General features: G+C 75.7%; 20 protein-coding genes. 14 read left to right on the top strand and 6 right to left on the bottom strand.

Translation table 11 applies throughout. The features are described 5' to 3' along the window. Window positions 1-84 precede the first annotated feature (84 nt). From tsf to ACI79O_RS17640, 4 genes are all read left to right on the top strand, one after another. On the top strand, window positions 85-900 hold the full coding sequence (gene tsf, locus ACI79O_RS17655; protein WP_456914799.1) for a translation elongation factor Ts: 816 nt from the start codon (window positions 85-87) through the stop codon (window positions 898-900). A gap of 167 nt (window positions 901-1,067) precedes the next feature. After that, window positions 1,068-1,856 (top strand): UMP kinase, encoded by a 789-nt coding sequence (pyrH, locus tag ACI79O_RS17650; RefSeq protein WP_456877007.1) that lies wholly within the window; start codon window positions 1,068-1,070, stop codon window positions 1,854-1,856. Between the two features lie 66 nt (window positions 1,857-1,922). After that, on the top strand, window positions 1,923-2,480 hold the full coding sequence (frr, locus tag ACI79O_RS17645; protein WP_456877006.1) for a ribosome recycling factor: 558 nt from the start codon (window positions 1,923-1,925) through the stop codon (window positions 2,478-2,480). 21 nt (window positions 2,481-2,501) lie between these two features. Further along, the gene (locus ACI79O_RS17640; protein WP_456914798.1) at window positions 2,502-3,632 is read left to right on the top strand and encodes a phosphatidate cytidylyltransferase; all 1,131 of its coding nucleotides are present in this window, start codon (window positions 2,502-2,504) and stop codon (window positions 3,630-3,632) included. On the opposite strand, the gene ACI79O_RS17635 is transcribed toward ACI79O_RS17640, so the two are convergent. The 3 genes from ACI79O_RS17635 to ACI79O_RS17625 are packed head-to-tail and all read right to left on the bottom strand — an operon-like array spanning window position 3,593 to window position 6,119. Next, window positions 3,593-4,672 carry a GNAT family N-acetyltransferase gene (locus ACI79O_RS17635; RefSeq protein ID WP_456914797.1) on the bottom strand — a complete coding sequence of 360 codons (1,080 nt, stop codon included), beginning with the start codon at window positions 4,670-4,672 and terminating at the stop codon, window positions 3,593-3,595. The genes ACI79O_RS17640 and ACI79O_RS17635 overlap by 40 nt on opposite strands. Then, window positions 4,669-5,433 carry a polyphosphate kinase 2 family protein gene (locus ACI79O_RS17630; protein WP_456891385.1) on the bottom strand — a complete coding sequence of 255 codons (765 nt, stop codon included), beginning with the start codon at window positions 5,431-5,433 and terminating at the stop codon, window positions 4,669-4,671. Before ACI79O_RS17630 ends, ACI79O_RS17635 begins: the two co-directional genes overlap by 4 nt. 44 nt (window positions 5,434-5,477) lie before the next feature. Further along, window positions 5,478-6,119, bottom strand: coding sequence for a TrmH family RNA methyltransferase (locus ACI79O_RS17625; RefSeq protein ID WP_456891383.1), 642 nt, complete (start codon window positions 6,117-6,119; stop codon window positions 5,478-5,480). A gap of 105 nt (window positions 6,120-6,224) precedes the next feature. Here ACI79O_RS17625 and ACI79O_RS17620 point away from each other — a divergent pair, with 105 nt between their 5' ends. From ACI79O_RS17620 to ACI79O_RS17610, 3 genes are all read left to right on the top strand, one after another. Beyond that, the gene (locus ACI79O_RS17620) at window positions 6,225-7,412 is read left to right on the top strand and encodes a hypothetical protein (protein WP_456914796.1); all 1,188 of its coding nucleotides are present in this window, start codon (window positions 6,225-6,227) and stop codon (window positions 7,410-7,412) included. A gap of 62 nt (window positions 7,413-7,474) precedes the next feature. Further along, window positions 7,475-8,650, top strand: a complete 1,176-nt coding sequence (gene rlmN, locus ACI79O_RS17615; RefSeq protein WP_456891379.1) for a 23S rRNA (adenine(2503)-C(2))-methyltransferase RlmN — start codon at window positions 7,475-7,477, stop codon at window positions 8,648-8,650. After that, entirely contained in the window at window positions 8,647-9,363 is a 717-nt protein-coding gene (locus tag ACI79O_RS17610; RefSeq protein ID WP_456891377.1) for a VIT1/CCC1 transporter family protein, read from the top strand. The genes rlmN and ACI79O_RS17610 overlap by 4 nt, the downstream gene beginning before the upstream one ends. 63 nt (window positions 9,364-9,426) lie before the next feature. Here the strand turns inward: ACI79O_RS17610 and ACI79O_RS17605 are convergent, their stop codons facing one another. Then, window positions 9,427-9,747, bottom strand: a complete 321-nt coding sequence (locus ACI79O_RS17605) for a DUF2631 domain-containing protein (protein WP_456877681.1) — start codon at window positions 9,745-9,747, stop codon at window positions 9,427-9,429. 83 nt (window positions 9,748-9,830) lie between these two features. Between ACI79O_RS17605 and dxr the strand changes: the two genes are divergently transcribed. From dxr to ACI79O_RS17580, 5 genes are read left to right on the top strand one after another with little or no spacing between them, the layout of a single operon-like run. After that, entirely contained in the window at window positions 9,831-11,033 is a 1,203-nt protein-coding gene (gene dxr / locus ACI79O_RS17600) for a 1-deoxy-D-xylulose-5-phosphate reductoisomerase (RefSeq protein ID WP_456914795.1), read from the top strand. After that, window positions 10,985-12,412: a M50 family metallopeptidase gene (locus tag ACI79O_RS17595; protein WP_456914794.1), complete on the top strand. Its 1,428-nt coding sequence runs from the start codon at window positions 10,985-10,987 to the stop codon at window positions 12,410-12,412. The genes dxr and ACI79O_RS17595 overlap by 49 nt, the downstream gene beginning before the upstream one ends. A gap of 41 nt (window positions 12,413-12,453) precedes the next feature. Continuing rightward, window positions 12,454-13,614, top strand: coding sequence for a flavodoxin-dependent (E)-4-hydroxy-3-methylbut-2-enyl-diphosphate synthase (gene ispG / locus ACI79O_RS17590; protein WP_456877678.1), 1,161 nt, complete (start codon window positions 12,454-12,456; stop codon window positions 13,612-13,614). Between the two features lie 15 nt (window positions 13,615-13,629). After that, entirely contained in the window at window positions 13,630-14,508 is an 879-nt protein-coding gene (locus tag ACI79O_RS17585) for a GNAT family N-acetyltransferase (protein ID WP_456914793.1), read from the top strand. A gap of 43 nt (window positions 14,509-14,551) precedes the next feature. Then, window positions 14,552-16,444 carry a penicillin-binding transpeptidase domain-containing protein gene (locus tag ACI79O_RS17580; RefSeq protein WP_456914792.1) on the top strand — a complete coding sequence of 631 codons (1,893 nt, stop codon included), beginning with the start codon at window positions 14,552-14,554 and terminating at the stop codon, window positions 16,442-16,444. Window positions 16,445-16,459: 15 nt separating this feature from the next. On the opposite strand, the gene ACI79O_RS17575 is transcribed toward ACI79O_RS17580, so the two are convergent. Both ACI79O_RS17575 and ACI79O_RS17570 read right to left on the bottom strand, forming a co-directional pair. Then, a complete protein-coding gene (locus ACI79O_RS17575; protein ID WP_456914791.1) occupies window positions 16,460-16,915 on the bottom strand; it encodes a ferritin-like domain-containing protein in 456 nt (151 codons plus the stop codon). 12 nt (window positions 16,916-16,927) lie between these two features. After that, a complete protein-coding gene (locus ACI79O_RS17570; RefSeq protein WP_456914790.1) occupies window positions 16,928-17,428 on the bottom strand; it encodes a hypothetical protein in 501 nt (166 codons plus the stop codon). Window positions 17,429-17,652: 224 nt separating this feature from the next. Here ACI79O_RS17570 and rimP point away from each other — a divergent pair, with 224 nt between their 5' ends. Beyond that, window positions 17,653-18,291, top strand: coding sequence for a ribosome maturation factor RimP (gene rimP, locus ACI79O_RS17565; RefSeq protein ID WP_456914789.1), 639 nt, complete (start codon window positions 17,653-17,655; stop codon window positions 18,289-18,291). Next, window positions 18,288-19,340 (top strand): transcription termination factor NusA (gene nusA / locus ACI79O_RS17560; protein ID WP_456914788.1); only part of this gene is annotated, 1,053 nt, incomplete at its 3' end. The genes rimP and nusA, both read left to right, overlap by 4 nt.

The raw sequence follows: 19,340 nt of genomic DNA, 5'->3' as shown, positions 1-19,340 counted from the left end.
CGCCGCAGCCCCGCCCCCACCGGGCCGGGCGGCGGCGCCGCGGCACGTCCGCACCCACCCGCTCCAGATCCGTGAGGAAGTGACATGCCTGCCTTCACCGCCGCCGACGTCAAGCGGCTCCGCGACGCCACCGGCGCCGGCATGATGGACGCCAAGAAGGCCCTGACCGAGGCCGACGGCGAGTACGACAAGGCCATCGAACTGCTGCGCATCAAGGGCGCCAAGGACGTCGGCAAGCGCCTCGAGCGCTCGACGACCAACGGCATCGTCGTCAGCAAGCACGGCGCGCTGCTCGAGCTCGACTGCGAGACCGACTTCGTCGCCAAGAACGCCGACTTCGTGGCGCTCGCCGAGCGGCTGATCGAGATCGTCCTCGAGAAGTCGCCGGCCAGCCTCGACGCGCTGCTGGCCACCGAGGTCGACGGGCAGACCGTCGCGCAGCTCATCGAGGGCGAGTCCGCCCGCATCGGCGAGAAGCTCGTCCTGTCCCGCTTCGCCACCTTCGAGGGCCCGACCGCGGTGTACCTGCACAAGCGGGCCACCGACCTGCCCCCGGCCATCGGCGTCGCGGTGCAGTACCAGGGCGGCGACGAGGAGGCCGCGCGGTCGCTGGCGATGCACATCGCCGCCGCCCGCCCGCGCTACCTCACCCGCGACGAGGTCCCGACCGAGGCGGTCGAGACCGAGCGCCGCGTGGCCGAGCAGACCGCCAAGGAGGAGGGCAAGCCCGAGCAGGCGATCGTCAAGATCGTCGAGGGCCGGGTCAACGCCTACTACAAGGACTTCGTCCTGCTCGAGCAGCCGTCGATCACCGAGCCCAAGCGCACGGTGAAGCAGATCCTCGACGACGCCGGCCTGACCGTGCAGCGGTTCGCCCGCTTCGAGGTCGGCCAGGCGTAACGAGCCGCACAGGAGGACCCCGTCGTCCCCACCCGGCCCCGCTCCAGGGGCCCGCGCCGAGCGCGCGAGGTGGGGGTGGCGGGGTCCTCTGCTGTCCGGCCCCGGCTCGCGCCACCCGGGGCGTTTGGCAGGATCACGCAGAACGACGTCGAGCGAGGGATGAGCAGTTGACCGAGACCGCCGCGCCGCAGACGACCCCCCTGACGCACGCACCGCTGTCCGCACCCACCGCGTTCCAGCCCGCCGACGGCAGGGGCTACAAGCGGGTGCTGCTCAAGCTCTCCGGAGAGGCCTTCGGCGGCGGCAACGTCGGCGTCGACTCCGGCATCGTGCAGTCCATCGCCGGTCAGCTGGCCGCCGTCGTCCGCGGCGGCACGCAGGTCGCCGTCGTCGTCGGCGGGGGCAACTTCTTCCGGGGCGCGGAGCTCGCCGAGGCCGGGATGGACCGCCGGCACGCCGACTACATGGGCATGCTCGGCACCGTCATGAACGCCCTGGCGCTGCAGGCGTTCTGCGAGCAGGTCGGCCTGCAGACCCGGGTGCAGACGGCCATCGAGATGGGCCAGGTCGCAGAGCCCTACATCCCGCGCAAGGCCGTGCGGCACATGGAGAAGGGCCGGCTGGTCATCTTCGGCGCCGGTGCCGGCATGCCGTACTTCTCCACCGACACCGTCGCCGCCCAGCGCGCCCTGGAGATCGGCTGCCAGGTGCTGCTCATGGCCAAGAACGGCGTCGACGGCGTCTACGACGACGACCCCCGCAGCAACCCCGACGCCGTCCTGTACGAGGACCTCGACTACGCCACCGTGCTGGCCAAGCAGCTCAAGGTCGCCGATGCGACGGCCATCAGCCTGTGCATGGACAACAGCATGCCCATCGTCGTCTTCAACCTGCTGAGCGACGGCAACATCGCCCGCGCCGTGGCAGGTGAGAGGATCGGGACGCTGATCAGCTGAGCGGGCGCGCCTCGCGCACGCCGCACCGCAGAGACGGCGGGACGCCCCGCCGCAGGAGGAGAGACCGTGATCGACGACACCCTGCTCGACGCCGAGGAGCGGATGGACAAGGCCCTGTCGGTCGCGCGCGAGGACCTCGGCTCGGTGCGGACCGGCCGCGCCGCCCCGTCGATGTTCAACAAGATCCTGGTCGACTACTACGGCGCCCCGACCCCCGTTCCGCAGATGTCCTCGATCACCGTGCCCGAGGCGCGGATGGCGGTCATCAAGCCCTACGACAACAGCCAGCTCTCGGCGATCGAGCGGGCCATCCGCGACAGCGACCTGGGCGTCAACCCCACCAACGACGGCCAGATCATCCGCGTCGTCTTCCCGCAGCTGACCGAGGAGCGTCGCCGCGACCTGGTGAAGATGGCGCGCAGCAAGGGCGAGGACGCCAAGGTCGCCATCCGCAACGTGCGCCGCCGGGCCAAGGAGGAACTCGACCGCATCGCCCGCGACGGCGAGGCCGGCGAGGACGACGTGCGCCGCGCGGAGAAGGAGCTCGACGACCTCACCGCCCAGCACGTCGCCAGCATCGACGACGCCGTGAAGAACAAGGAGGGTGAGCTGCTCGAGGTCTGAGCCGCTCGCCCGGGCCCTGCCATGACCTCCCGTCCCGACGCCGCCGGGGCCGGCGCGTCGGGCGACGCCGCTGACACCGGGCCGATCCCGGTCGTCCGGCGCGTGTCGCCCCCGCCGCCGCCTCCGCCGCTGTCGGCCACCGCCGCGCGCGGCCCCGCCACCGGTCCGGTCCGGCCCGCCGCGCCGCCCACCAGCCCGCTCGCCGTGCCGCCGGTGCCCTCGCCGGCCACCCAGGAGATCGCCGTCCCGGGGGCGGGCCCCGCGGGGGGCGGGGGGGGCACCCGCGCCCCGCCGCTCGGCGCCCCGGACCCCGAGCCCGACCTGGTGCCGCCCTCGAGCAGCCGCGCCGGCCGCGACCTGGTCGCCGCCATCGCCGTCGGGCTCGGCCTGGGCGCGGTCATCCTGGTCTCGCTGTTCGCCTACCGCCCGTCGTTCCTGGTGGTCGTCGGGGTGGCGGTCCTGGTCGGCGTCGCCGAGCTGGTCCGCGCCCTGGAGGCCGGCGGCGCCCGGGCCCCGCTGGTGCCGCTGCTGGTCGGCACGGTCGCGATGCTGGCGCTGGCCTGGGCCCGGGGCGCCGACGGGCTCGTCGTCGCCTTCCTGTTCACCGTGGTCGCCGTCCTGCTGTGGCGGCTCGGCGACGGGCCGGAGGGATACCTGCGCGACGCCACCACCGGCGTGTTCGTCGCCCTCTACGTGCCGCTGCTCGCCGGGTTCTGCGTGCTGCTGCTGGTCCCCGACGACGGCGCGCTGCGCGTGCTCGCGTTCATCGCCACGGTCGTCGGCAACGACGTCGGCGGGTACACCGCCGGCGTGCTGTTCGGCCGGCACCCGATGGCACCGTCGGTCAGCCCGAAGAAGTCCTGGGAGGGCATGGCCGGGTCGATCGTGGCCTGCGTCGCGGTCGCCACCCCGATCGTCGTCCTCGCCCTCGACGGGCCGTGGTGGGGCGGGGTGCTCCTCGGCGCGGCGCTGGCGGTGACCGCCACGGTCGGCGACCTCGGCGAGTCGCTGATCAAGCGCGACCTCGGCATCAAGGACATGGGCACCCTGCTGCCCGGCCACGGCGGGATCATGGACCGCCTCGACAGCCTGCTGCCCTCGGCCGCGGTGGCCTACCTGCTGCTGTCCTGGGTGGCGCCTCCCGCGGGCTGAGGGCCGGTCACCTCCCACACCGACCCGACCGCGGTGAAGCCGCGGCGGGCGTACCAGTGGCGCGGCCAGTCGTCGGCGAGCGCCTCGAGCACCACCAGGTCGCACCCGGCCCCGGCGGCCACCGCCAGCGCCCGCGCCAACACGGCGTCCCCGTGCCCGCGGCCGCGGGCCGCAGGATCGGTCATCACCGACTCGACCGCGGCCGTCGCGCCGTCGACCCGCAGCTGCCCGGCGGCCAGCACCCGGCCCTCCGCCCGCACCGCCACGTCGTGGACGGCGACCACCCGGCCGGTGCGGTGCTCCCGGCCCACGAGCTGGGCGACGACGGTGTCCAGGTCGGCCGTCCCGGCCAGGTCGCGGCGCCACGTCGCCTCCCAGAGCGGGTGCACCGCGCGCTGGTCGACCACCTCGGCCCGGTCGGCGCCGGGCAGGGCGGGCGTCGCCGGGCGGGCCATGACCACCAGCTCCTCGGCGTGCCACCCCCGCCCGGCCAGCCGCGCGGCGACGTCGCCGGCTCCGGTCCAGGTCAGCGTGGCGGCCGGGTGCGGCAGGCCCGCGTCGACGGCGGCCCGCTCGACCGTGTCCTCGTCGACCGGCTGCCCGAGCACCAGCCGGTTGTCGTCCCGGGAGTGCGCGTAGCGCGGGTCGAGCACCGCCACCCCGCCGGGCACGTCCCGGACCTCGGCGGCCCGGCGGGTCCGCACCGACAGCGACAGCGCCAGCGCGCGGCCCAGGGCGTCCCCGGGTGCGGGGAGCACGGGCTGCGACGGCGGCCGGTACGGGACCACGGCGACCACCGCGTGCGCCGGCACCGGCCCGGCGTCCACCTCACCCTCCCCGTCCCCGGTGGGCCCGGAGCGGGCCGGCAGCCGTGCCGGGTCGGCGACGAGCAGCACCAGGTCCCGCCGGCCCGGGTACAGCCGGGCGGTCAGCCGGTGCACCTGCTCCGGGGGGCACAGCGGTGCGCCCGGCCCGAGGACGCCGGTGTCGAGTGCGGCGCGCCAGTCCGCCGGGTCGCAGGGGCAGACCAGCGGGCTCACGCGGGCGGCGCGTCCGGGTCGACACCGCGAGCGGCCAGCGCCGACTCGACCGCCGCGTTCACCGTGCGGACGACGGCTACCCGCGCGTACCGCTTGTCGTCGGCCGGCACGACCGTCCACGGCCCGCCCGGGTGGTCGGTGCGCTCGAGCATCTCCTCGACCGCGTCCTCGTAGGCCTCCCGCTTGTCGCGGTTGCGCCAGTCCTCGTCGGTGAGCTTCCACGCGCGGTAGGGGTCGTCGCGGCGGGACTCGAAACGGCGCAGCTGCTCCTCGGGGGAGACGTGCATCCAGAACTTGACCAGCACGGTGCCCTCGGCCGCCAGCGTGGTCTCCAGGTCGACGATCTCCTGGTAGGCGCGTTGCCACTGCTCGTCGGTCGCGAAGCCCTCGACCCGCTCCACCAGCACGCGGCCGTACCAGGTGCGGTCGAGCACGGCCATGCCGCCCCAGCCGGGCAGCACCGGCCAGAAGCGCCACAGGAAGTGGTGCCGCTTCTCGTCGTAGGAGGGAGCGGCGAACTGGGCGACCCGCACGTGCCGCGGGTCGAGCTCGTCGACCAGCCGCTTGATCGCCCCGCCCTTGCCCGAGGCGTCCCAGCCCTCGAACAGCACGCACAGCGGCGGACCCAGCTCGCCGGACCCGATCTGACCGCCGAGCAGCAGGCGCAGGTGCACCAGCCGCCGCTGGGCCTGGGCCAGCTGCTGCTTGCCGTCCTTCTTGGACAGCTGGGCGGACAGGTCGACGTCGTCGAGTCGGCTCACCCCGCCGAGCCTGGCGCACCGGGCCGTGGTCGGCACCCGGGCGCTCAGCCCCGCTCCGGGCCGGCGTGCTGCCGGATCCACGCGTGCATCGCGATGCCCGCCGCGACGCCGGCGTTGATCGAGCGGGTGGAGCCGAACTGGGCGATCGACAGCACCTCGCCCGCCAGCGCCCGTGCCTCCTCCGACAGCCCCGTGCCCTCCTGGCCGAACAGCAGCACGCACGCCCGGGGCAGCGCCGCGGTCTCCAGCGGCCGGGCACCGGGCAGGTTGTCGACGGCCAGCACCGGCAGGCCGGCGTCGCGCGCCCAGGCGCCCAGCGCCGCGGCGTCGGGGTGGTGCCGCACCGAGAGGTAGCGGTCGGTGACCATCGCGCCGCGGCGGTTCCACCGCCGGCGCCCGACGACGTGCACCTCGGCGGCCAGGAACGCGTTCGCGGTGCGCACGACGGTGCCGATGTTGAGGTCGTGCCGCCAGTTCTCGATGGCGACGTGGAAGGCGTGCCGGCGCGGGTCGAGGTCGGCCACGATGGCCTCGACGGTCCAGTAGCGGTACCGGTCGATGACGTTGCGCCGGTCGCCGGAGGCGAGCAGCTCCGGGTCGTAGCGGGGGTCCTCGGGCCACGGGCCCTCCCACGGGCCGACGCCGACGCTGTCGAGCGGGACGGGCGTCTCCTCGGCCGGGATCACCCGGCCGACGCTAGCTGGCCGCGCCTCCGGCACCCGGGCCCCTCCGTCGGGCACGATGACTCCACGGGGTGAGCGCAACATGACCAACCGTGACTGCGAGGTGGGATGACGGCACAGCAGGAGGACGACATCCCGGTGACCGAGGTACCGCTCCCGCCGGCGGACGAGGACTGGCAGCACTGGCTGCCCGGGTGGCTGACCGAATCGGCCGAGCCGGTCCGGCCGGAGGACGCTCCGGAGGAGGGCGGCACCGAGGGCGCCGCCCTCGCGGCCGACGGCGGACAGCACGCGGCCGAGGCCGCCGTCGCGCCCGAGGTCGCTCCCGTCTGCGAGGAACCGGACGAGCCCGAGCAGGCGGAGGACCCCGAGCAGGCGGAGGACCCCGAGCAGGCGGAGGACCCCGAGCAGGCGGAGGACCCCGAGCAGGCGGACGCCCCCGGGGGAGCGGACGAGCCCACGATGCCCGAGGTGTCCGACGGGCTCGACGTGGCGGCGCCGACCCCCTTCGACGGCAACCCCGTCGGCGGGACCGTGGTGCCGCGCGTCGTGGTGCGACCGCAGGTGCGGCCGCGACGCCGGATGGGTCTCGCCGTGCTGGTCGGCCTGTTCGCCATCGGCGGCGTCGCGGGCGCCGCCCTGATGGAGACGTCGTCCTCCGGACCGACGCCGTCGTCGGCCGTGCAGTCGCCGCCGAGCGCGGTGGCCACACCCACCCCGGCCCTGCGCCCCGTCCGCCCCTCGGGGATCGCCGACGCGGTCTCGGCGGCCCCGACGAGCAGCGCCCCGGTGCCGACGACCGCGGAGCGGACGGCCCGTCCCACCCCGGTGACGCCATCCAGGGCCGCTCCCCGCGCCACCGCGCCGGTGCCCACCCCGGCCGCCGAGGCGCCGCTGCCCGCGGTGGTCGCCCAGGTGCTGCCCGACGCGCCGCCCCCGCCGCCGGAGCCCGCGCCGCCCGTGGCGCCGGAGGCGGCTCCCATCGCGGGGCCGGTGGTCACGCCCCAGGAACCTGCTGACGAGTCCGGGGAGGCCCCGACGGAGGAGCCGGTGGAAGACGGCAGCGGCACCGATCCGGTGACCGATCCGGGAACGGGCCCGACCGATCCGCTGGACCCGGGAACGGGTCCGATCCATCCGGGGACCGACCCGCAGACGCCGACGGAGGACACCACGGTCGATCCGGGGACCGGGGCCACCGGTGATGGGGGCTCGACCGACACGACCGGGACCGGCTCGCAGACCCCGGTCACCTCGCCGCCGACCCTGCTGGACGTCCTGCTGCCGCCGTCCTGAGCGAGCGACCTCACCCGCGCAGCGGCCCGGAGCGCGCACGCGGGTGGGACGATGGGGATGCCATGACTGCCCTGCCGCTCGTCTTCGACGCCCCCCGCCGGGGCAAGCCGCCGCGTCACCTCGCCGACCTCACCCGCGAGGAGGCCCGCGCCGCCGTCACCGAGCTCGGGCAGCCGGCGTTCCGCGCCGACCAGCTGGCCCGGCACTACTTCCGCGGGGTCACCGACCCGGCGCGGATGACCGACGTGCCCGCCGCCGTGCGCGAGACCCTCGGTGAGGCCCTGCTGCCGGGGCTGCTGACCCCCGTGCGCACCCTGAGCGCCGACGGGGGACGCACCCGCAAGACCCTGTGGCGGCTGCACGACGGCGCGCTGGTCGAGAGCGTGCTCATGCGCTACCCCGACCGGGCCACCGTCTGCATCTCCAGCCAGGCCGGCTGCGGCATGGCCTGCCCCTTCTGCGCGACCGGCCAGAACGGGCTCACCCGGAACCTCTCGGCCGCGGAGATCATCGGCCAGGCGGTCGCGGCGGCCGCGGCGATGGCCGACGGCGAGGTCCCCGGCGGGCCGGGGCGGCTGTCCAACGTCGTCTTCATGGGGATGGGCGAGCCGCTGGCCAACTACGCGCGGGTCCGCAGGACGCTCGACGCCCTGGTGACGCCGGCACCGCACGGCCTGGGTCTGTCCCAGCGCTCGGTGACCGTCTCCACCGTCGGCGTCGTCCCGGCCATCCGGCGGCTCACCGAGGAGGGGCTGCACGTCACCCTGGCGGTCAGCCTGCACGCGCCCGACGACGAGCTGCGCGACACCCTGGTGCCGATCAACACCCGGTGGAAGGTGGCCGAGGTGGTCGAGGCCGCCGACGCCTACGCCGCCCGCACCGGCCGCCGGTACTCGGTGGAGTACGCGCTCATCCGCGACGTCAACGACCAGCCCGAGCGGGCCGACCTGCTCGGCCGCCTGCTGGCCGGGAAGCGCGCGCACGTGAACCTCATCCCGCTGAACCCGACGCCGGGCAGCCCCTGGGACGCCAGCCCGCTGCCCGCGCAGCGGGAGTTCGTCGCGCGGCTGCGCGCCGCGGGGGTGCCGACGACGGTGCGCGACACCCGCGGTCAGGACATCGACGGCGCCTGCGGGCAGCTGGCCGCGGCCGACCGGGTCGAGGGCGTCCCCGCCGTGGCCGTCCCCGCGCCGTCCCTGGAGCCGCCGGTGGAGCTGGGCGCCGAGGCCGACGGGTGAGCTCGGAGGCGCCGGCCGCCGAGGCCCACGAGCACAGCCACGCCGACGTCTCGGGCGGGTGGCTGCGGGCCGCCGTCTTCGGCGCCATGGACGGGCTGGTGACCAACACCGCGCTGGTGGCCGGCGTCGGCGGCGGGGGTGCCTCGTCCCGCGCGATCGTGCTCTCCGGGGTGGCGAGCCTGGTCGCCGGCGCCATCTCCATGGCGCTGGGGGAGTACACCTCGGTGCGCACGCAGAACGAGCAGCTCGACCTCGAGGTGGAGAAGGAGCGGCGCGAGCTCGAGCGCAACCCGGGCGGTGAGCTCGCGGAGCTGGTCGAGATGATGCGGGCCCGCGGCGTCGACGCCGACCTGGCCCGGCAGGTGGCCGTCCAGCTGCACCGCGACCCCGACACCGCGCTGCGACTGCACGTGGTCGCGGAGCTCGGGCTCAACCCGGCCGACAAGCCCTCGCCGTGGACCGCGGCGGTGTCGTCGTTCCTCACCTTCGCCACCGGGGCGGTGGTCCCGCTGCTGCCCTTCCTGTTCGGCTTCTCGCTGCTGTGGGTGGCGCTGCTGTGTGGCGGGATCGGCCTGTTCGCCGCCGGGGCGCTGTCCTCGCGCTTCACCCCGCGGGCCTGGTGGTACGCGGGGCTGCGGCAGCTGCTGTTCGGTGCGCTGGCCGCGGGGATCACCTACGCCGTCGGCGCGGCGATCGGGGTCACGGCCACCTGAGACGCGTCGACCCGGCCCGGCAGAGCCGGACCGGGTCGCGTGGGGTGCCGGAACGATCCTCTGTTAGGGGCGCCAGGCCGTGCGCTTGCGCCGCAGGTCCCACAGGAGCGAGCCGGCCATCAGCCCGGCGATGGCGAGCAGCCAGAGGTCCTCCATGCGGGCCTCGTGGTTGCCCCACAGGTAGGACAGGATCGCCAGGGTCATCAGCCAGCCGACGATCTGCGCCCACTTGCCGGCGCGGCCGTGCCAGCCCCAGTCCTCGGGGCGCTCCTCCTCGATCGGGTGCTCCCCGGCCCGGACGACGCCCTCCTCGCGGTTGGGCTGGTTGACCCGCGTGGTGGCGGGGTTGTGCTGGCGGACCCCGGGACCGTGCTGCTCGCTCACGAGGCCCATCCTGCCAGCCGGGACCGGCCACCACCGGGCGAGGTCGGATGCTGTACGCCGGGCGCGTCGGGGAGGATCAGGGCATGAGCGAGCCGCGCGAGGTCACCGTGCTGGGCTCGACCGGCTCGATCGGCCGGCAGGCGATCGCGGTCGCCGAGCAGAACCCCGACCGGCTGCGGATCACCGCACTCGCCGCCGGCGGCGGCGACGTCGCCCGGCTGGCCGAGCAGGCGCTGACCCTCGGCGTGCGCACCGTGGCCGTGGCGCGGGCCACCGCCGCGCAGGACCTGCAGCTGGCCTTCTACGCCGCCGCGTCGCAGCGCGGCTGGGCGAGGGGCGAGTACGCGCTGCCGGAGATCCTCGCCGGGCCGCGCGCCGCCGAGGAGCTGGCCGCCCGCCCCGCCGACGTCGTCCTCAACGGCATCACCGGCTCGATCGGCCTGGGCCCCACGCTGGCCGGGCTCCGGGCGGGCAACGTCGTCGCCCTGGCCAACAAGGAGTCGCTGGTCGCCGGTGGCGACCTGGTCACCGCGGCGGCCGGGCCCGGCCAGCTGGTGCCGGTCGACTCCGAGCACTCCGCGCTGGCGCAGTGCCTGCGCGGCGGGCACCGGAGCGAGGTGGCCCGGCTGGTGCTCACCGCCAGCGGCGGGCCGTTCCGCGGCCGCAGCGCCGCCGACCTCGCCGACGTCACGCGCGAGCAGGCACTGGCGCACCCGACCTGGGACATGGGCCCGGTCGTGACGATCAACTCCGCGACCCTGGTCAACAAGGGCCTCGAGCTCATCGAGGCCCACCTGCTCTTCGGCGTCCCCTACGCCGACATCGACGTCGTCGTGCACCCGCAGTCGATCGTGCACTCGATGGTCACCTTCGCCGACGGCGCCACCATCGCCCAGGCCAGCCCGCCGGACATGCGGCTGCCGATCGCGCTGGCACTGGCCTGGCCCGACCGGCTGCCGCACGTGCAGCCGGCGCTGGACTGGTCGACGGCGAGCACCTGGGAGTTCGCGCCGCTCGACGAGGAGGCGTTCCCGGCGGTCCGGCTCGCGCGCGCCGCGGGCGAGGCCGGCGGCGTCGTCCCGGCGGTGTTCAACGCCGCCAACGAGGAGGCGGTCGCGGCGTTCCTCGCCGGCCGGCTGCGTTTCCCGGACGTCGTGGGCCTGGTCGCGCGTACCCTCGACGACGCGCCGGACCTCGGCGCCCCCACCTGCGTGGACGACGTGCTGGCCGCCGAACGGTGGGCCCGGCAGCACGCCCGCGCCGCCCTCGTCGGAGGCCCGAGCTGAGCACCCTGCTGACCGTCCTCGGCATCGCCGCGTTCTTCGTCGGGCTGCTCGCCTCCATCGCGTTCCACGAGGCCGGTCACTTCTGGTGGGCCCGGAAGTTCGGCATGCGGGTGCCGCAGTTCATGGTCGGCTTCGGCCCCACGCTGTTCTCCCGCCGCCGCGGCGAGACCGAGTACGGCATCAAGGCCATCCCGCTCGGCGGCTACGTCCGCATCGTCGGCATGATCCCGCCGGCCGAGGAGGGCGAGAGCGTCCGCGCCACCCGGATGCGCAGCTTCATCGCCGAGGTGCGCGGCCAGGCGCTCAACGACGTCCGGCCCAGCGACGCCGGCCGCGTGTTCTACGCCAAGCCCTGGTGGCAGCGCGTGATCGTCATGGCCGCCGGCCCGCTGCACAACCTCGTCCTGGCGGTCCTGTTCTTCACGATCACGCTCACCGCCATCGGCACCAACGTCATCACCACCCAGGTGCAGACCGTCCCCGCCTGCGTCGTGCCCGCGGGCGCCGAGAGCATCGCCGTCGCCGAGGCCGAGCGCCGGGACGTGTGCGACATCCCGATCGTCACCAGCGGCGCCGGTGCCGGGCAGGTCTGCGAGGAGGGCAGCGCGAACTGTGCCCGGCCGGTGGCCAGCCCCGCGGCCGAGGCCGGCCTGCGCCCGGGCGACACGATCGTCGCGATCGACGGCCGGGCGGTCGACCCCACCGCCCACGACAGCTGGACCGTGGTGCAGCAGGCGATCCGCGGCTCGGCGGGGGAGCCGCTGGCGCTCACCGTCGAGCGCGACGGCGCGGCCCGCGAGCTCACCGTCACCCCGATCGAGAACGTCGTCGCGACCGAGGACGGCACCGTCACCGCCGGCTACCTCGGCGTCGGTCCGGTGGTCGGCTTCGCCCGCCAGTCCGTCGCCGACCTGCCCGGCTACTTCGGCATGGTGGTCAGCCAGTCGGTGCAGCGGCTCGTCGAGATCCCCGAGAAGGTCCCGCAGCTGTTCCGCGCGGCCTTCCTCGGCGAGGAGCGCGACGAGAACGGGCCGATCGGCGTCGTCGGCGTCGGCCGGATCTCCGGCGAGGTGTTCGCCATCCAGGAGTTCAGCGGCGCGGAGAAGCTCAGCTTCTTCCTGAGCCTGCTGGCCAGCGTGAACCTCGTGCTGTTCCTGTTCAACCTGCTGCCGATCTACCCGCTCGACGGCGGGCACGTGGCCGGTGCGCTGTACGAGAAGGCCCGCTCGGTCGTCGCCCGGCTGCGCGGCCGCCCCGACCCCGGCCCGTTCGACATCGCGCGACTGATGCCGGTCGCCTACGTGGTGGCGGGCCTGTTCATCGCCCTGTCCGGGCTGCTGCTCGTCGCCGACGTCGTCAACCCGATCACACTCCAGTAGTCGTCGGCACCGACCCCGTGGGACCGGGGATACTCGCAGGCATGGCGACCTCCGTCGGTCTCGGCATGCCCGCACTGCCCCCGCCCGTCCTCGCGCCCCGGCGCAAGACCCGCCAGCTGATGGTGGGCGACGTCGGCGTCGGCAGCGACCACCCCGTCAGCGTGCAGTCGATGACGACGACCAAGACCGCCGACGTCAACGCGACGCTGCAGCAGATCGCCGAGCTCACCGCGTCGGGTTGCCAGATCGTGCGCGTCGCCGTCCCCGACACCGACGACGCCGAGGCGCTGCCGATCATCGCGCGGAAGTCGCAGATCCCGGTCATCGCCGACATCCACTTCCAGCCGCGCTACGTGTTCGCCGCGATCGACGCCGGCTGCGCGGCGGTCCGCGTCAACCCGGGGAACATCAAGAAGTTCGACGACAAGGTCGGCGACATCGCCAAGGCGGCCAAGGCCGCCGGCATCCCGATCCGGATCGGCGTCAACGCCGGCTCGCTGGACAAGCGGCTGCTGGCCAAGTACGGCAAGGCCACCCCCGAGGCGCTCGTGGAGTCGGCGCTGTGGGAGTGCTCGCTGTTCGAGGAGCACGACTTCCGCGACATCAAGATCTCGGTCAAGCACAACGACCCGGTGGTCATGGTCCGCGCCTACGAGCTGCTCGCCGCGCAGTGCGACTACCCGCTGCACCTGGGCGTCACCGAGGCCGGCCCCGCGTTCCAGGGCACGATCAAGTCCGCCGTCGCCTTCGGTGCGCTGCTGTCCCAGGGCATCGGCGACACCATCCGCGTCTCCCTCTCCGCCCCGCCCGCGGAGGAGGTGAAGGTCGGCACGCAGATCCTCGAGTCGCTCAACCTGCGCCAGCGCGGCCTGGAGATCGTCAGCTGCCCCTCCTGCGGGCGCGCGCAGGTCGACGTCTACAAGCTCGCCGACGAGGTCACCGCCGGCCTCGACGGGCTGGAGGTGCCGCTGCGGGTCGCGGTGATGGGCTGCGTCGTCAACGGTCCCGGCGAGGCCCGCGAGGCCGACCTGGGGGTGGCCTCGGGCAACGGCAAGGGCCAGATCTTCGTGAAGGGCCAGGTCGTCAAGACCGTGCCCGAGTCGCAGATCGTCGAGACGCTCATCGAGGAGGCCATGCGGATCGCCGGTGAGCAGCTCGACGACGGCGTCCCCTCCGGCCCGCCCGTCGTCACCGTCTCCTGACCCTCCGCTCCCACCGTGCTCCGCTCGACCGGGTCGTCCACCCGCCCCACCACCCCGACGGCTCGCGTCCTCGACGAGGGCGACGAGCCGGCCGTCCGCCGGCTGCTGTCCGCCGACCCGGTCGCGGCCTGCGTCCTCGCCGGCCGGGTCGAGGCGGCCGGCACCGGCCCGGCCGCGCTGGGCGCGCCGCTGTGGGGCATCGGCAGCGGCCGCACCCTCGACGCGGTCTGCCTCGCCGGGGCCAACCTGATCCCGTTCGCCGTCCCCGGCGCCGAGCGGGCCGCCGCCACCGCCTTCGCCGATCGGGCCCGCCGGGCCGGCCGGCGCTGCTCGACGATCGTCGGCCCGGCCGCCGCCGTCGGCCCGCTGTGGGAGCTGCTCGAGCCCTCCTGGGGTCCGGCCCGCGACCACCGGCCGCGGCAGCCGCTGCTGGCCATCGAGGGCCCGCCGGCGGTGGTGCCCGAGCCGCGGGTGCGGCCGGTCCGGCCGGCCGAGGTCGACGTCCTCCTGCCGGCCTCGGTGGCGATGTTCACCGAGGAGGTCGGGGTCAGCCCGCTGCGGGTCGACGGCGGCGCCGGCTACCGGGCGCGGGTCGAGGACCTCGTGCGCGCCGGCCAGTCGCTGGCCTGGATCGAGGACGGCCGGGTGCTGTTCAAGGCCGAGATCGGGGCGGTGTCGCGCGCGGTGTGCCAGGTGCAGGGCGTGTGGACCGCGCCCGAGGCCCGCGGCCGGGGGATCGGCGCCGCCGGCATGGCCGCCGTCGTCGAGTACGCCCGGACCTCGATCGCGCCGGTCGTGAGCCTCTACGTCAACGACTACAACGCCCCGGCCCGCGCGGTGTACCGCCGCGTCGGCTTCCGCGAGGTCGGCTGCTACGCCAGCGTCCTCTTCTGAGCCTCCCGCGGATCATCGGCGCGGTCTGACAGGGTGTGCCGACGTGGCAGCACGACGCACGGCGGTCCTCGGCACGGTCCTCACCCTCCTCTCGGCGCCGGTCCTCGTGGCCTGCTCGGGCAGCTCCGAGGACGACGTCCGCGCCGCCGCGCAGGCCTTCCTCGACGACTGGGCCGGCGGGGACACCGGTGCCGCGGCCGAGGCCACCAGCGACCCCGCCGCGGCCACCGCGCTGCTCGAGCAGACCGCCGCCGACCTCCCCGGGGCCACCCTGTCCGCCGACCTCGGGGACGTCACGGTCGAGGACGGCACCGCCACCGCCGGCTGGACCGCCACCTGGGACCTCGCCGCCGCCCCCGACTGGACCTACGACGCCGCGCTGGAGCTGCGCGAGGCCGACGAGGGCTGGCAGGTCGTGGCCGCGCCGACGCTCGTGCACCCCGAGCTCGGGGAGGGCCAGCGCCTGCAGCTGGCCCGGTCGCTGCCCGAGCGCGCCGCGATCACCGACGCCGCCGGCCGGCCGCTGTTCACGCCCACCGAGGTGGTCAACGTGGGCGTCGACCCCGCCCAGGTCACCGACCTGCCGGGGCTGGCGGCCGCGCTCTCGGCGGCCACCGGCGTCGCGGCCGAGGAGATCACCGCCGACGTCCAGGCGGCCCCGCCCGGCCAGTTCGTCCCGGTCATCACCCTGCGCCGGCCGGACTTCGAGGCCATCCGCGCGCAGGTGTTCGACCTGCCCGGTGCTGTGTTCCCCACCGACACCCGGCTGCTCGCCCCGTCCCCCCGGTTCGCCGCCGCGCTGCTGGGCCGGGTGGGCGACGCCACCGCCGAGGTGATCGAGGAGACCACCACCGACGGGGTCGCCGCCTATGCCGCCGGCGACGAGCTCGGCCTGTCGGGGCTGCAGCGCGCCTTCCAGGAGCAGCTCACCGGCACCCCCGGCTTCACCGTCTCGGTGGCGAGCACCGACGAGGCCACCGGCGACCCCGGCCGTGAGGTGGCCGCCGTCGAGCCCGTTCCCGGCCGGCCGCTGCAGACGCCGATCGTGCGCGAGCTGCAGGAGACCGCCGACGCGGCCGTCGCGACCCAGCCGCTGCCCACCCACCTGGTCGTCGTGCGGCCGGGCACCGGCGAGGTCCTGGCCGTGTCCGCCAACGAGGCCGCAGCGGCCGGCAACGCGCTCACCGGGCAGTACCCGCCCGGGTCGAGCATGAAGGCGATCACGGCCACGGCGCTGCTGTCGGCGGGGACGGTGACCCCCGACGCGGCGGTGCCCTGCCCGGGGACGACGGCGGTCGACGGCCGCGAGTTCGAGAACCAGGACCGCTTCGACCTCGGCACCGTCCCCTTCACCGAGGCCTTCGCGCAGTCGTGCAACACGACCTTCATCCAGGCCGGCCTGCAGCTCCCCGACGACGCCCTGGCCACCGCGGCCGCCTCCTACGGCGTGGGCAGCGACTGGCGGCTGCCGGTCGAGGTGTTCTCCGGCAGCGTCCCCTCCGACTCCACCGGGACGACCAAGGCGGCGAACGCGATCGGCCAGGGCGAGGTGCTGATGAGCCCGGCGCAGCTGGCGCTGGTGGCCGCCGGCATCGCCAGCGGCACGCCGGCCGGGCCGGTCGAGGTCGTGGGCGCCGAGCCCGCCGGCGCCGCGCCGGAGGGGCCGGGACCGGCGGTGCTCGACCAGCTGCGGCCGATGATGCGCCAGGTGGTGCTCAGCGGGACGGCGACCGAGCTCGGCGACCGCGGCGAGGTCCACGGCAAGACCGGTACCGCGGAGTTCGGCAGCAACACCCCGCCGGACGCCCACGGCTGGTTCATGGGCTACCAGCTCGCCGGGCCCCAGGGGGACATCGCCTTCGCGACGCTGGTCGAGGGCGGCGGGTCGAGCAGCACCGCGGTCGCCGTCACCGACGCCTTCCTCGGCGGCCTCTGACGCCTACGAGTCCGCCTACGAGTCGATGCCCGGCAGCGCCGTGGTGGTCTCCGGCCGCCCGGCCGCGGCGCGCCAGGCGACGGCGCGGACCTCCGCGGCCGCCAGTGCGTCGAGTGCGAGCCGGCGCACGTCCAGCTCCTCCGCGGCGCCGAGCAGCGCCACCAGGCTCTCCGACACGCCCTCCTCCAGGACGGCGCCGAGCGTGGCGGCGTCGACGGGGGACAGCACCGGGAACGGCAGCTCGTAGCCGGCCCCCGCCGGCACCGGGTCCGCGCCGCGCTCGTCGACCAGCGCGGCCAGCCGGTCGCGGAGGTCGCGGTGGGCCTGCTCGCCGCCGACCGCGGCGGCGCGCCCGCCGGGTGGCAGCGCCGCGCCGACGACGCCGTAGCCCCACACCGCCGCGTGCTCGGCGGCCAGCGCCTCCCGCAGGGCGCCGTCCTCGCCCCCGGCGGGGGCCCCGTCACCGGCCACGTCGGTCCTCCCTCACGCGGGTCCTCCGGACGCCAGCGCGGCCTCGTGGCCCCGCAGCCCGGCCGCCACGGAGCCCAGCAGCGCCGCCCGGCCGCCGGAGACCTCCAGGCAGGCGCCGGCGTGCGAGGCGGCGGCCGCGGCCACCTGCTCGCGCAGCCAGCCCGTCACGTCCGTACCGGCCGGTGGCGCGGGCGGGGGAGCCGTCGCCGTGGCGGTGGCCGTGGGGACCGCCGCCCGCAGCCGGTCCAACTGCGTGCGGGCCTGCCCGGCGAGGGGCGCCACCCGGCCGCCGAGGGCGGGGTCGGCGGCCGCGGCGGCGTCGTAGGCGGCCACCACCGCCTCCTGCACGGGCAGCTGGCCGGCCAGCCGGTCGTCCTGCGCCGCGGTGCGCCCGGCGCCGGCCGCCCCGCCGGCCGATCCGCCGGAGGTGCACCCGGCCGCCAGCATCGCCAGGCCGGCGGCGCCGGCCAGCAGGCGGCGCCGGGAGAACCCGGCGGGGGAGGAGGTGGACATCACGGCCATCCTCCCAGGCGCCCCGTCCCGCCCCCGGCAGCGACGGGCGGGCCGCCCGCCGTGGGCCGCGGGCCCGGAGCGGCCGGGGCCGACGCGGTGGGGGAGCGGTAGCCTGACCTCTTCCCGGGTACGCCGCCGGAAGGCGTGCGCGCCGCCGTCCGCGGTCCCCGGGGTGCGGTCCGCCGAGCACGAGCTCCGACCGGTGCAGGAGGGGAGGGGAGCCCGTGTCCGCCACGCGACAGCAGGACCCGGCCGCCACGAGGCTGGCGGGCTGGATCGAGCCGGTCGTCGCCGAGGCCGGGTACGACCTGGAGGAGCTGGTCGTCACCCCCGCCGGCCGGCGCAGCGTCGTCCGGGTCGTCGTCGACCGCGACGAGGGCGTGTCCCTCGACGACGTCGCCGAGGTCAGCCGCGCGGTCTCGGCCGTGCTCGACCGCAACGACGGCGAGCTCGGCCGCGCGCCCTACGTGCTCGAGGTGACCAGCCCCGGCGTCGACCGGCCGCTGACCGAGCCGCGGCACTGGCGGCGCAACACCGGCCGGCTGGTCACGGTCGCCGTCGGCCCGGCCGGCTCGGCCGAGCAGGTGACCGGCCGGGTCACCGCCGTCGACGACGCGGGGGTCACCCTCGCGGTCGAGAAGCCGGGCAAGCCCGGCGCGCGGAAGAAGCCGCCCGTCGAGCGGCAGGTGCCGTGGGCGGAGCTGGGCGCCGGCCGGGTGCAGGTCGAGTTCGGGCGGCCCGGCCGCGACGACGACGCGCAGGACGACGCGCACGACGACGCGCAGGACGACGTGCACGACGACGTGCACGACGAGCCGGTGGACGCGGACGACGACGAGGGCGACGACGGAGGAGGACAGTGAACATCGACGTGACCGCCCTCAAGGCGGTCGAGCGGGAGAAGGGCATCCCCGTCGACACGGTCATCGAGGCGATCGAGACGGCGCTGGTGACCGCCTACCGGCACGCCGACGGCGCCGCCAAGCACGTGCGGGTCCACGTGGACCGCAAGAGCGGCGAGGTCGCGGTGCTGGCCCAGGAGCTCGGCGCCGACGGCGAGGTCGTGCGCGAGTGGGACGACACCCCGTCGGACTTCGGCCGGATCGCGGCCAGCACTGCCAAGCAGGTCATCGTCCAGCGGCTCCGCGACGCCGAGCACGAGCAGACCTTCGGCGAGTACGCGGGCAAGGAGGGCGACATCGTCAGCGGTGTGGTCCAGGCCGACGCCCGCCGCAACGCGCAGGGCTCGGTCCTGGTCGACATCGGCAAGGTCGAGGCGGTGCTCCCGGCCGCCGAGCAGGTGCCCGGCGAGCGCTACCCGCACGGCAGCCGGCTGCGCGCCTACGTCGTGTCGGTCGCCCGCACCTACCGCGGCCCGCAGGTGACCGTCTCGCGCACCCACCCCAACCTGGTCCGCAAGCTGTTCGCCCTCGAGGTCCCCGAGATCGCCGACGGCAGCGTCGAGATCGTCGCCGTGGCCCGCGAGGCCGGCCACCGCTCGAAGATCGCCGTCCGCACGTCCGTCCCCGGCCTGAACGCCAAGGGCGCCTGCATCGGGCCGATGGGCCAGCGGGTGCGCAACGTCATGAGCGAGCTGCACGGCGAGAAGATCGACATCGTCGACTGGTCCGACGACCCGGCCACCTTCGTCGCCTCGGCGCTCAGCCCGGCGCGGGTGGACTCCGCGACCCTGGTCGACCCCAAGGCCCGGGCCGTGCGGGTGGTCGTCCCCGACTACCAGCTCTCGCTCGCCATCGGCAAGGAGGGGCAGAACGCCCGCCTCGCCGCCCGGCTGACCGGCTGCCGCATCGACATCCGCAGCGACGCCCAGGCCGACGACGCGGAGCCCTCGCCCGGGGTGGGCCGCCCGCCGCTGCGCTCGGGCCCGCCGCCGGTGCGCGCCGGCGCGCCC

This window comes from Geodermatophilus sp. SYSU D00696 (assembly GCF_054050235.1).
This window is presented reverse-complemented; position numbering and strand designations above follow the sequence as displayed.

Coding starts and splice junctions, on each gene's coding strand:
- tsf (WP_456914799.1), top strand. CDS start 85: ATGCCTGCCTTCACCGCCGCCGACGTCAAGCGGCTCCGCGACGCCACC.
- ACI79O_RS17640 (WP_456914798.1), top strand. CDS start 2,502: ATGACCTCCCGTCCCGACGCCGCCGGGGCCGGCGCGTCGGGCGACGCC.
- ACI79O_RS17620 (WP_456914796.1), top strand. CDS start 6,225: ATGACGGCACAGCAGGAGGACGACATCCCGGTGACCGAGGTACCGCTC.
- rlmN (WP_456891379.1), top strand. CDS start 7,475: ATGACTGCCCTGCCGCTCGTCTTCGACGCCCCCCGCCGGGGCAAGCCG.
- dxr (WP_456914795.1), top strand. CDS start 9,831: ATGAGCGAGCCGCGCGAGGTCACCGTGCTGGGCTCGACCGGCTCGATC.
- ispG (WP_456877678.1), top strand. CDS start 12,454: ATGGCGACCTCCGTCGGTCTCGGCATGCCCGCACTGCCCCCGCCCGTC.
- ACI79O_RS17570 (WP_456914790.1), bottom strand. CDS start 17,428: ATGTCCACCTCCTCCCCCGCCGGGTTCTCCCGGCGCCGCCTGCTGGCC.